Origin of the sequence: Victivallis vadensis (assembly GCF_003096415.1) — a bacterium.
Lineage (GTDB): Bacteria > Verrucomicrobiota > Lentisphaeria > Victivallales > Victivallaceae > Victivallis > Victivallis vadensis.
This window is the reverse complement of the sequence record NZ_QEKH01000009.1, coordinates 103,415-116,049: the sequence shown is the minus strand read 5'-3', so window position 1 is coordinate 116,049 and position 12,635 is coordinate 103,415. Positions and strand designations below refer to the sequence as shown.

The 12,635-nt window shown below is 61.8% G+C and carries 8 protein-coding genes and 1 pseudogene; 7 read left to right on the top strand and 2 right to left on the bottom strand.

Annotated features, from left to right (window positions below):
• Positions 1 to 4: 4 nt before the first annotated feature.
• The 7 genes and pseudogenes from C8D82_RS07110 to C8D82_RS22460 form a co-directional block, all read left to right on the top strand.
• The gene (locus C8D82_RS07110; protein WP_116883579.1) at positions 5 to 2,308 is read left to right on the top strand and encodes a WecB/TagA/CpsF family glycosyltransferase; all 2,304 of its coding nucleotides are present in this window, start codon (positions 5 to 7) and stop codon (positions 2,306 to 2,308) included.
• On the top strand, positions 2,308 to 3,021 hold the full coding sequence (locus C8D82_RS07105) for a sugar transferase (protein WP_420882996.1): 714 nt from the start codon (positions 2,308 to 2,310) through the stop codon (positions 3,019 to 3,021). Before C8D82_RS07110 ends, C8D82_RS07105 begins: the two co-directional genes overlap by 1 nt.
• Positions 3,022 to 3,024: 3 nt before the next feature.
• Complete coding sequence (locus tag C8D82_RS07100; RefSeq protein WP_116883578.1) at positions 3,025 to 4,422, top strand: glycosyltransferase; 1,398 nt, start codon at positions 3,025 to 3,027, stop codon at positions 4,420 to 4,422.
• Between the two features lie 4 nt (positions 4,423 to 4,426).
• Entirely contained in the window at positions 4,427 to 5,512 is a 1,086-nt protein-coding gene (locus tag C8D82_RS07095; RefSeq protein WP_116883577.1) for a hypothetical protein, read from the top strand.
• Between the two features lie 22 nt (positions 5,513 to 5,534).
• Entirely contained in the window at positions 5,535 to 7,556 is a 2,022-nt protein-coding gene (locus tag C8D82_RS07090) for a GumC family protein (RefSeq protein ID WP_116883576.1), read from the top strand.
• 3 nt (positions 7,557 to 7,559) lie between these two features.
• Positions 7,560 to 8,630 (top strand): polysaccharide biosynthesis/export family protein, encoded by a 1,071-nt coding sequence (locus C8D82_RS07085; RefSeq protein WP_133245099.1) that lies wholly within the window; start codon positions 7,560 to 7,562, stop codon positions 8,628 to 8,630.
• A gap of 8 nt (positions 8,631 to 8,638) precedes the next feature.
• Positions 8,639 to 9,724: pseudogene (locus tag C8D82_RS22460) on the top strand (hypothetical protein); the annotation flags it as partial.
• Between the two features lie 222 nt (positions 9,725 to 9,946).
• Here the strand turns inward: C8D82_RS22460 and C8D82_RS07075 are convergent.
• Together C8D82_RS07075 and C8D82_RS07070 are read right to left on the bottom strand one after the other, a co-directional pair.
• Positions 9,947 to 11,488 (bottom strand): oligosaccharide flippase family protein, encoded by a 1,542-nt coding sequence (locus C8D82_RS07075; protein WP_116883573.1) that lies wholly within the window; start codon positions 11,486 to 11,488, stop codon positions 9,947 to 9,949.
• Positions 11,472 to 12,629 carry an alkaline phosphatase family protein gene (locus tag C8D82_RS07070; RefSeq protein ID WP_116883572.1) on the bottom strand — a complete coding sequence of 386 codons (1,158 nt, stop codon included), beginning with the start codon at positions 12,627 to 12,629 and terminating at the stop codon, positions 11,472 to 11,474. Before C8D82_RS07070 ends, C8D82_RS07075 begins: the two co-directional genes overlap by 17 nt.
• Between the last annotated feature and the right edge of the window lie 6 nt (positions 12,630 to 12,635).

Genomic DNA, 12,635 nt, shown 5'->3' with positions numbered 1-12,635 from the left:
GGCGATGGCGAAGATTTTCTGTTGTGTGAGCTGTTTCGATCACGGCAAGTCGGGCATTTCCGTCTATATCGTGAATGTGTTGCGGCAGCTGGCCGAGCATCATGAACTGACGGTGGCGGCTTTCGACGCCGACCGGCCGCTGCTGCCGGAGTCGGAGCATATCCGTTACCGGAGCATTCCGGCGTGGCTGGACCGGCCGCTTTTCAATATGCTGTGGCATCTTTTCGTGCTGCCTCTCACGATCCGGCAGCGGGAGTTCGACGCGATCTTCCTGCCCGCCGCGAACCGCCGGGCGATGCTGTTCTGCCGCACCTTCACGGTCGGCGTGGTGCACGACCTGTCGCAGTACCATGTGAAAACCAAGTACGATCCTTTCCGGATGCTCTATGTGATGAAGCTGCTCCCCTTCGCGGTGCGCCGTCTGGCGAGGGTGGTCGCGATCAGCGAAAGCACCGCCGCGGACCTGGTGAAGTTCTGGGAAATCGCGCTGGCGAAGATCAGCGTGATCTGCAACGGCTATGACCGGGAGATGTTTTCGGCGGAGCCGCAGCCGGACGATGCGGCGCGCGTGGAAAAATACTCCGGGGAAGAAGCGTTTCTGCTCTATGTGTCGCGGTTGGAGCATCCCGGCAAGAATCACACCGGCCTGATCCGGGCTTACGGACTGCTGGCTCCCGCGCTGAAGGAAAAATACCGCCTCGTGCTCGGCGGCAGCGACTGGAACGGGGCGGAGGAAATACACCGCGCCGCCGCCGCCTCGCCCGATGCGGCCCGGATCCGGCTGGCCGGTTTCGTCGCCTCGGCGGATCTGCCTGCGCTTTACCGGCGGTGTGCGCTGTATGTGTTCCCGTCCCGTTTCGAGGGATTCGGGCTGTCGCTGGTCGAGGCGATGGCCTGCGGGGCCCCGACGGCCTGTTCGGAAACCTCGTCGCTTGGTGAGATCGGCGAGGGGGCCGCTCGGCTGTTCGACCCTGAGCTGCCGGAGGGGATCGCCGCAGCGCTGACTGCGGTATTGGACGACCCGGAGGAGGTTGCCGCATTGCGGCGGGCCGGATTCCGGAGAGCGGCGGAGTTCTCATGGGAGAAGCACGTTGCCGCATTGGGCGGACTCTTCGAACGCCGCCGCCACCGTCCCGGAGCGGTGGTCGTCGCGGTGGAATATATCCTGGCCCTGGCGGGATTCTGTATTGTTTCGGTGCCCGGCCTGCTGCTGGGCGCGCTGTGCGGAAAGCTGCGTTTCCGGCGGGTGTTCGATCTTGCCGGGCGTCCGCTGCGGCTGCCGGAAGTGCGGTCGGAGTCGGCGCTGTGGCGCGGTTCGCCGCGTTTCGCTTATGTGCTGGCGGGCCGGATCGGGCTGGTCGGAGACCCGTTGCGCGACTTTGAGCCGGAGCTGGCCTGCTTCGACCGGCCGGGCGTATTCACTCCGGATTTTATCCACCGGTCGGGACGGCTGGCGGTTCAGGGGGCGCTGCGGGAACGCAAACAAATGCACCGGTCGCTGTGGAGCGACCTCGGGCTGGTGCTGCGCACCTTTCCGGCGCTGCTCTTCGGCGGCGCGGGCCGGGAGGAGGAGAAGTTTCATCTGCTGGGTCTGGAGGTGCGGAACCGGTCGATGCGCGAGGCGCTCGACCATTTCAAAGAGTGCATCCGCGAGCGGAAACGGCTGCAGGTCGCCTTTATGAACCCGGACTGCTTCAATATCGCCTGCCGCGACCCGGAGTACTTCCGGCTGATGAAGGAGCGTTTCGAGGTGCTGGCCGACGGGATCGGGCTGGTGATCGCCGGGAAACTGACCGGGCAGCGCCTCCGGGAAAACATCAACGGTTCGGACATGTATCCGCACCTGTGCGAAATGGCGGAAAAAAACGGCTTTTCGATTTATCTGCTGGGGGCCCGCCCCGGCGTGGTCGAAACCATGCGGCGAAAAACGCTGGAGTCGTATCCGCGCCTGAAATTCTCCGGAGTCCGGGACGGCTGCTTCGACCTCGACGCCGGCGCGGAGCAGGTGGTCGCCGCGATCAACGCTTCCGGCGCGGACATTCTGCTGGTCGCCTTCGGCGTGCCCCGGCAGGAGAAGTGGCTGGAGCGCTGGGGAGAACAGCTCGCGGCGCCGGTGCGGATCGGCGTCGGCGGACTGTTCGACTTCTATTCCGGCCGGATCCGGCGCGCGCCGCTGTGGATGCGCGAAATCGGCATGGAATGGAGCTTTCGGCTGCTGATGGAGCCGCGGCGGCTCTTCAGGCGTTATATCATCGGCAACCCGCTGTTTCTGTGGCGGGTCGTCCGCCGGCAACTTTCACGGAGGTGATCTTTTTGGACCGGGACGAAAAAGACGAGTTGATGGATTATCTGATCCATCAGGGGAAGTGTAAGCGCAAGGTCAAGTGGAAGCTCTTTTTGTGGCAGGTCACGGTCCGCGGCTCCTACCTGTTCAAAACGGTGGTGGACGTGACGTGCGCTTCGCTGGGAATCCTGGTGCTGTCGCCGGTGTTTCTGGTGTGCGCGGCGGTGATCCGGCTCGAATCGCCGGGGCCGGTGATCTTCAAGCAGAAGCGGATCGGCCGGGACGGCAGGCCGTTCAATTTCTATAAATTCCGCTCGATGTACATCGACGCCGAGCAGCGCCGGCAGGAGCTGTTGAAGGCGAACGAGTCGAAGGACGGCGTGATTTTCAAAATGCAGAAAGATCCGCGTGTGACCCGGTTCGGCCGTTTCATCCGCAAATTCAGCATCGACGAGCTGCCGCAGCTGTTCAACGTGGTGGTCGGCGACATGAGCCTGGTCGGGCCGCGCCCGCCGCTGCCGTCGGAGGTGGCGGAATACACCCTTGAAGACCGCAAGCGGCTGACGGTCAAGCCCGGCATCACCTGCATCTGGCAGGTTTCCGGCCGCAGCGATATCCCCTTCAGGCAGCAGGTGGCGCTGGACAAGGAGTATATCATGAGCCGCAGCCTGTGGCGCGATCTGTGGATCCTGTTGAAGACCGTTCCCGCCGTGCTGACCGGAAAGGGGGCGTATTGACCGATGAAGGCGATCATCATCTGCCCGTGGGAGGATACGCTCTGTCTGCGGGAGGCGTTCGGGCTTTCCAGTCCGTTCCTGCTGAGCATCGGCAATAAGCCGCTGCTGGAATATGTGCTCGACTTCTGCAACCTGTGCGGCATCCGCGAAATCCGGGTGCTGCAGAGCCGGCCGGATGCGCGGCTGCGGGAGTATTACGGCGGCGGTTCCCGCTGGAATTGCGAAATCAGCTACGGCATCTGCCGCGAAGGGCAGCCGTTGCGTGAGATCCTGCTCCGCAATGCCGGGATGATCGGCGGCGACGACCTGTTCCTGATCAGCGGCTACCTCTTCTTCGCCTGCCGGATGGACGCCGGAGTGAAGATCGAGGTCGCGCCGGATGAAGTTCGGGGCAAGGTGCTCCGCGGGGAGCGGGGCCTGTTCGTGGCCGGCCGGGAGCGCTGCCGGAATTTCACGCTGGAAGGATTGGCGGAGAGCCGCCGGCTCCGCCCGGGCGACCTGCTGTCGCTGGATTCGGTGAAAAACTATTACGAGCTTTCGATGCGGCTGGTTTCCGGCGAGGCCCGTAACTACGTGATGCACAGCTATTGCCGTGACGAGGATATCTATATCGGCGCGGGGGTGGAAATCCCGCTGCGGGCGGAGGTGAACAAACCGGTGATGCTCGGCGACAACTCCCGGCTTTCCGAACGGACTGCGGCGGGGCCGGGCGCGATCGTCGGCTGCAATTCGCTGATCGATGCCGGAACTTCAATGATCAATTCGATCGTGATGGACAATACCTATGTGGGACCGGAACTGGAGATCCGCAACAAGATCATCTGCCGGAACCGGCTGATCGACCCGTACAGCGGCACCTATGTGGATGTGCTGGATGAATTTATCCTGATCGGCGTTTCCTCCCGGCTTCCGGGGCAGCTCTTCCATTGGGCGGTGGCGATGGTCTGCGGCGGCGGCATCCTGCTGGCGCAGGCGGCACCGTGGCTGCTGCTGCGCCCCTTCCTGTCGGTCCGCCCGACTCCGGGAATCTATTTTGTGGATCACCGGGCGACCCGGTGGATCAGGCTGAACCTCTACCGGGCGCCCGCCCGGATCTGGTGCGACCGGCTCTTCTACAAATTCAGTTTGCACAAAACTCATCTGGTGGTGCTGGCGATGATGAACCGGATCCGGCTGGTGGGCAATCACCCGCTCCCGGTTTCGGCGGAGGTGCGCGAATTGCTGGAACGCTTCGGCAACTACCACCTCGGCGTGTTCAACTATTCGGAGATGCTCGAACACGAAGACGATCCGGTGCAGATCGAGCTGGACGAATTCTATTACTCCCATCATGCCGGACTCTGGTTCAACCTGAAACTGCTGTGCCGGACGCTGGTGCGCAATCTGTTCCGGGAGAGGTGAGGCGATGGGAAAATACTGTCATTCAGATGCCCCGGAGCTGGAATCCCGGCTGGAAGCGTTCCTGGAGCGGCTGGCCGCGCGGATCGGCGCTCTGCCGGAAAGCCGGGAAATCGCTGCGGTGCTGCTCGGCGGCGGCTACGGGCGCGGCGAGGGCGGGGTTTTCCGCAAACCGGACGGGGACGCGGAGCTGTTCAACGATCTCGATTTTTTCGTGATCTCCAGGCCGCTCCCGCGCCGCCGCCGCAAGGCGCTGGACTGTGCGATGCGGGAGTTCGGCAAGGGCTTCGATGAGGAGATCGGTGTGGACGTCGATTTCGGACCGGCCCGGTCCGCCGGCGAGCTGGAGCATATGCCTTATACCCTGATGTGGCAGGAGCTGCGGGCCGGTTGCCGCCTGGTCTGGGGCGATCCCGCGTGTCTGGAGCGCTGGCGGCTGAGCGACTGGAGCCTCCTGCCGGTTTCCGAAGCGGCGCGGCTGCTGCTGAACCGCGCCGCGGGCCTGCTGCTTGCCGCCGCGAAGCTGGATGAGGATTCCGCGGAAAACCGCCGGTTTGCAGCCCGGAACTTGTTCAAGGCATTGCTGGCGATCGGGGATGCGCGGCTGATCCTGACTCATAATTACCGGGCGCGGGCGCAGGAGCGTTCCGCCGCGCTGGCGGAGGATTCCGGTTTTCCCGCCGCGCAGCTTGACGGCTACCGGCGGGCGCTTGCTTACAAGTTCGAGCCGTGCGAGCTGTCGGCGGAAGAGTTGAACCGGGAGTTTCCCGCCGCTTTGAAGCTGTTCCGGGAGTTCTGGTGGAGCTTCTGGTCGGAGCTGGCGGGAGCATTTGTGGAAAACGCCGGGGAATTGGAGGCGTATCTGCGTTTGGCCGGACCGTTCCCGGAGGACCGGGGCCGGCGGGAACGGATGAAGAATCCGGTGCGCCGGTTCCGCTGCCGTTTGCCGCTCGTTCCGTATTTCCGACAGCCGCGGTATGATTTATATGTTGAAATATCAAGTATTTTGCTTGAAAAAGTGGAGTTTCCCCGGTATATTGATAGAAACGGCGCAAGCGGGAGGTTCCTGTACGCATGGGAACGGTGCAATTGAGCCGCGGAAAGGATGAACCGCAATGGAATTCGAATGGGAAGAAGAACCGCAGGAGAGGAAAGGCGAGCTGAAGATCGGCAGCTTTTCCCTGTCGCTCCTGCGCCGGGATATCCGGCTGTGGGGATTGGCGCTTTATAAAAAATGGGTCTGGATCGTGCTGGTGCCGCCATTGGCGGGCGGTTTGATCTTCCTGGCGGTCACTCTGTTCTGCGGCCGGGTGTTCGAGGCGAACACGACTCTGCTGCGCGTGGAGCGGGATTATCAGAAAATCGAGGGCGCGGTCGACGCATTCAAGCCGCTTTCAAATGAGGTGGTGGTCGATATGATCCGTTCACGCAACAACATCCTGGAGGTATGCCGGCGTCTGAGCGGTTCAAACGTCTCTTTTCAGGATGTGTATGACAATACGACCATTACCCGCAAGAAAAGCCGGGACAATCTGTTTGTGATCAGCGCGCGCGCCGCCGATCCGAAGACCGCCGCCGAGCTGGCCGACGCCATCGCCGGGGTTTTCCTGGAGGATTACAAGAATACCCAGAAGAGCAAGCATGTGGAGAGCTACAACAACTACCGCAGGAATCAGGAGGAGCTGAAGCTTGATATTGAAAACCGGGAGCGGGAGCTGAAGAAACAGATGGAAGATTTCGGCGGGATTTCGCTGACGGAAGCGCTGGAGCGCTGTTCTTCCCAGATCCGGGCGCTGGAAGCAAGGCAGCTGGACGACCGCGCTACCGCGCAGGCGGCCGAGAGCAAGCTCGAAGAGCTGCGCAAACAGCTGGCGGCGACGCCCCCGACGATCCGGACGGTTTCCGAAACCTATGACGAAGACAAGATGGAGATCCAGCGCAAGGAGATGGAACTCGCCGGACTGCGCATGCAGTATACCGACGACAATCCGATCGTCCAGAAGGCGGCCATGACGCTCAAGGTGCTCAAAGAACGCGCGGCGGTCAACGGGGCGTCGCAGAAGCCGAGCAAGGTGATCCAGGGAGTGAATCCGACCTACCGCTTCATCGAGGCGGATATCGTCCGGGCGCAATCCGAGTTCACCGCCGCCGGCCATAACATCAGTACGATCGGGGAATCGCTGCAGGTGTTGCGGAATCAGGAGGCGAAAATCGTCAGGCTGATTCCCGCCTATGAACAGATGGTTGCGATCCTGAAGCAGAAGAAGGAGCTGCTGGGCGAGTTGGAAAAATCCTGCCACATGCAGAATCTGGCGGCGAACTCCCCGTTCTGCGATATTTCGATTTACGAACATGCGGCGCAGCCGACGCAGGGGATTGCGCGGCGGCGGCTGGTGCTGTCGCTGGGCGGCCTGATCCTGGCGTTTCTGGGGACGGCGGGAACGGTGCTGGGGAAAGAGGCGCTGAACCTGCGGGTCCGTTCCGGGGACGATTTCGAGGCGGGGCTGGGAGTGCCGTGCATCGGCGCGGTCTGCGAGCTCGCTTCGGACAACCGCAGCGAATACTATGCCCAGCTTCAGATGCTGGTCGACCATATCCGCGATCTGGCGGAGAAGCCGGAAGCGATGGTCGCGATGGTCTCCTACGACTCCCGGAAAGAGGCGGAGGCGTTCGTCGACAAATGTAACGATGTGCTGATGCTCAAGGACATCGATACGCTGCGGATCTCGGTCTGCTCGGAGCTGCCGGAGAAATCGGCGCGCTATCTGGTGAACGATTATCTGTACGGACTTGCCGCCGCTCCGCCGGAGCCGGACGCAGGCCGGACGCTCTATTTCAAGCTGGATGAGATGTCGTTTTTCACGCCTCCCGAACCGGAACGGCTCCGGATGATGCGCGGGGAACTCAAAAAGTACGATATCGTGGTGTGGACGATCGGAAAGCCGGAAGAGGACCGGCGGCTTTTCGAGATCATCTGCGAAAGCTGCGGCGATGTGATCTTCGCCGCCCGGTTCGACTGTGAAAGCAAACTGAAGATTTCGGCGGATATCCGGGCATTGCGGCAAGGCGGCAGAGAGCCGGCGGTTTCCGGGCTGCTGTACGATATTCCTGCCGGGTTAAGCAAATGGGTGGTGTGAGTTATGATGCGTAGTCTGTTGTCGGGTGCGGCGGCCGGGGTGCTGCTGGTGTCGGCGGGGTGTTCGACCTCTTCCGAGCCGCCGCCGCAGATCGAAATCTGGGAAGTGCTGCCGGGCAGGGAGATGACGGAGGTGCTGAAGAAGGCGGAACAGGTGGAACAGGAGAATGCGGCGGAGCTTGAGGCGCTGCAGAAGCTGCCGGACGATCCCTACCGGATCAGTCCGAGCGATGTTTTCGACTTCAATGTCTATGAACATGAGGATTTGAAAGTCTACGAGTTGACGGTCACGCCGGACGGCTACGTCGGCATACCGCTTCTGGGCGCCTGCAAAATCGGCGGCCTGACCCTGCCGGAAGCCACCGATGAGCTGAAGCGCCGGGCGGACAAATATATCAGGAATCCGAAGGTCGCGCTGATTCCGCGGCAGGTCAAAGGTTTCGCATATACGATCGGCGGCCGGGTGGAACGCCCCGGCCGGTATCCGCTCAGCACCGGCATGCGGCTGCAGGATGCGATGGCGACCGCCTGGGGGATCGCCCACGGCGATTCCCGCGGCGAGAGTGTGGAGACGGCCGATCTGAAAACCTCCTATATCCTGCGCGACGGCAGGAAACTGCCGGTCAGCTTTGAAAAGGCGCTGCTCAAAGGGGACATGCGTCACAATATCCCGCTGCGCAACGGCGATTACATCTATTTGCTGTCGGCGATGGATTCGTCGGTGTATGTGCTCGGTGAGGTCAATTCGGCCCGCCATGTCCTTTACAAGGTGGATCTGACGCTGGCCAAGGCGCTGGTGTTCGCCGCCGGTTTGAAGGACACCCACGGCGATTATGCGCTGGTGTTCCGCGGCACGCCGGAAAAGGAGACGGTGTTCAAGATCAACCTCGCGAATATTCTGGAGGGCAGGGAGGTCGATTTTCCGCTGGCCCCCAACGACATGGTGTTCATCCCGAAATCCGGGCTTTCCGCGTACAACATCAACTGGATCAATCAGTTCCTGCCGACGCTGCAGATGCTGAATTTGTTGGCCGGGCCGTTCGGAAACGCGGCGCTCTACATGGGAATCAAGTAGGCTCCGGGATGTCGGAATACAAGTTCATCATCTTTTTCGCGGCCGTGTTCCTCGGCGTGCCGTTCGCGGTGGCGTTGTCGCTGCGGAGCACACTGTTCCGCAAGGTGATGATCTTCGGCGCGATCTTCCTGACCTGCTTTCTGCGGCTGCACATCAACTTCGAGTCGATGGAGTGGTACCGGGGCAGCGCGCGCGGCTTTGAGGTCACGGTGGTCGACCTTTGCGTGCTGGTGTTGTTTCTCACGCTGCTGGGCGAACGGCGGAAGTTCCGCTGGACGCCGGCGGGGTGGTACTGGTACGTGATCTACACCGGATTGAGCGCGCTGTCGATCTGGAATGCGGCGCAGCCGATCTTTTCGTGGTTCGAACTGTGGAAGATGGTCCGGTTCTATTTCTTTTTCCTGGTGATGTACAATCTGCTGCTGAATCCGGCCAACCTCCGGTTTATGCTCAACTGCCTGATTGCGGTCGTGATGTTTGTGTTCCTGAACGGGTTGAAGGAGAAATATCTGGACAACGGCTATCAGCTCCGCAGTACGTTCCCCCACCAGAATTCGATGTGCATGTATATGGCGCTGCTGGGGACGGTGTTCCTGTCGGCGGCCTATAACTGCCGGGAGGGGGCGAAGCGGGTCGGCATCTATGTATGGACGTTCGGGTGCTGTTCGCTGATGGTGGTATTTTCACTGTCGCGGGGAGGAATGTTCTGTTATGCGCTCGGCTGTATTCTGACCTTCGCAATCTCGAACCTGTGCGGCGTGAACCGGCGCAAGGTGCTGATCACCACGCTGCTGATGCTCTGCGCGGCGGCGGTGATGGCCAAGGTGGCGGAGCACGTCTATCTGCGGTACACCAACGCGCCGGTCGAGTCGAAGAACGACCGGATCGCTTTGGCGGTGGCGGCTGCGGAGATGGCGAATTCCCGCTTTCTGGGAGTCGGCCTCAATCAGTTCGGCGAGACGATGAATCAGGAGTATACCGTCGGGCTTCCGCTGTCGGAACGTTCGATGGAGGTTGCGCCGCGCATCTACCGCTGGCAGCTGGTGGAGACCGTTTATCTGATGATCGCCTCGGAATGCGGCTGGATCACGCTGGCGGTGTTTCTGATGATGCTGCTCTATTATTACTGCCTCAACCTGCGGCTGATCGTGCGGCTGAAGGGGAATTCGTGGCGCTTTTTATGTATCGGCTGGGCGGGGGGGCTGGCGGCGATCTACTGCCAGTCGTCGTTGGAATGGGTGCTTAAGCAGTCGGCGAACTATTACGAACTGATGCTGGCGTTCGCGTCGGTCTGCGCGTTGGATACGCTGTCCAAGTCAGCGCGCCGCAAGGCTGCGGCAGCGGTCAAGAAGCGCCCGGCGCTCCGCGGCGGTGAAAAGCAGCATCCCCGCGGCGGCCGGATAGAGGATTCCGGCAACGGCGGCGGCGGTGAGGATCAGCGGCCAGTTCCACTCGGAGATGAAGTGCCGGAAACCCCACAGAGCCAGCGCCGTCAGCAGCGCCGCCGGGATGACCGGCAGATAAACCCGGGTGAAATACTCCCATAAGCCGAGTTTCATATGGCCGGCGGCCAGCGGAAACATCACGAAGAGCGCCAGCAGCGCATTGGGAATCAGCGTGCCGATTGCGACGCCGAGCGCGTGATAGCGGAACACCAGCGCCAGGCTCAATCCCAGGTTGAACACCGCTTCAAAAATCACCGACACCGCGATAATCCGGTGCCGCCCCGACATCTGCATGAACACATTGGCCGTGTCGCGGAACGCGACGGAAAGAAAACCCGAAAACAGCATCACATAAGTGATGTTCAATACTTCGGCACTGTCGAGGTCCAGCCACGCTTTCAGGATCGGCGCGGCCAGGAAACCGGCGCCCACCAGCGCTCCGGCGCCGAGGAAAACGTTGACCTTCGAAGCGATCAGCATGTAGCGGCGCAGCTCCTCGTGTTCGCCGCGCAGGTAGAGACGCGAGGCGGTCGGCCCCATGGTTTCGGTGAGCTGCCCGGTGAAGTACTGGAAAAGCTCCGGAATCCGGGTGCCGAACTGATAGACCGCCACCGCCGCAATGCCGGAGCAGACTCCCAGCACCACCCGGTCGGTCCTGAAGATCACCAATGCCGCGATGCTCATCAGATAGCTGAAGACGCTGAAGTCGGCGATGCGGCGGAAGGTGGCCACGCTCAGTCCGCTGAAGGTGAAGCGGATACCCGGAATCCGCCGCCGGATCGTCGCCGCCATCACGATGTTGCTGAACAGGTTGTTCGCACAGGTGAACACCGCGATCGCCAGCAGCGACCCGCCGAGGCGGAACGTCAGCCAGATGCCGGCCAGCTCAAGGAGCTGGTTCAGGATGATCACCCAGTTCCGCCAGTGGATTTTATGCATGCCGGCCAGGATTTCCGTGCAGATGCCGGTGGGGAAAACTACCGCGCAGCCGATTCCGAACACCCAGAACACGGTGCGGTAGTAACCGGTATCGCCCTCCGGCAGCCGGAAGACTGATTCAAGGTTTACCGCGAGCAGCGCGGAAATGGCCAGCAGCGCCAGTGCGATGCCGAGGTAGCTGGCCAGCACCGCCGAGAAGATCCGGTTGAAGGAGAGCAGCCGCTCCGGGGTGTCGACTCCTTCGGCGGTGTACTTCTGCATGGTGCGTCCGAAGCCGAATTCCAGCAGCGTCGCGTAGCCGAAAACCGCCCATAACAGTGTCCAGTAGCCGTAGAAATCCACGCCGAGATGGTATTGCAGGATACGGGTCAGCATCACCGTCTTGACCAGCTTGACCGCGACGCGCAGATAGTTGGTGGCGGTACCCTTCAGGATTGCGCCGGTCAGGGCGGAGTGTTCAGCCGCGCCGGCCATCGGTGCCCCCGGAGGTCATCAGTGTGAAATAATCTCCGATCCAGGCGGGGTATTCCGCCGGTTCGACATTGGAAAGGAAAGCGGCGTCGGAATCGGAATCGTCCGGTGTGAAGCCGTGCATGCCCGGCAGCGGCCGCCGCCCCATGTCCGAAGGGGCGATCTGGATGCCCGGATCCAGCAGGAAAATCTCATCTCCGTACTGACGGTCGGGAAAATCGATGCCGAAGCGCTGTTTTTCCGCTTCGGAGAGGAAGTGCCCCGGAGCATCGGCCAGCGCCGCGGCGAGGCGGGAACGCAATTGCGGATCGAAAATCCAGAAGCGGGCCATTGTGGAGTCCAGCACCGACGCATGGCCTTCGCCGAACCGCAGCCCGCGTCCGGCCAGCAGCCTGCCGAGGTCGCAGGCGCCAGCCAGCGGCGTCATGCCGTGGTCGGAGATCACATGCAGCGCGCACTCCCGGCCGGACGAGGAAGCGGCTTCGAGCAGCCGCATCACGGCCCGTTCATATTCCCGGAGCTTTTCCGCGACCCGTTCCGGTTCGGAGACGTGAAAGTGCAGAAAGGAGTCCAGTTCCGCCGTGTAAAGGAACAGCGAGTCGGTTTTGCCTTGGCGGAGCAGCTCTTCGCCGATGCGCAGGTTTTCCCGTGACGGCAGCCGCCAGTCGGAGATGTGGCTCCGGCGTTTCTGCCGCTGCCATACATCCGCGAGGTTCGGCACCTTCCGCAGTCCGCCCGGCGCGAAGATGTCGTTTTTCTCACTGTAGTCGAAGCTGGGCAAATGGGAGTAAGGCAGGGAATACAGCTCGAAATAACCGGTGTAACCGTTCCGTTTCGCGATCAGCTTCGCGAGCCGGTGCCGGATCCGGTGCCGGTTGAACAGCGCGTCGGGCATCAGCGCGAGCGGCAGCAGACGCATCCAGCGGAACGGCGAAGTTTCCGGCGAATAATAAAAGCAGCTGAAATGACCGTGTTCGCGGGGCGTTTTACCGGAGAGAATGGTCGGCACCGCTCCCGACGAGTAGCCGAACTGGGTGCGCACCTTCGCCTGATAAGGCAGCAGCTCCCGGCAGAAACCGTGCTCCCGGACGATATTCCAGCCGAGAGCGTCGATAAACAAATAGAGCTCCACGCGTGTTTTCATTGCCCG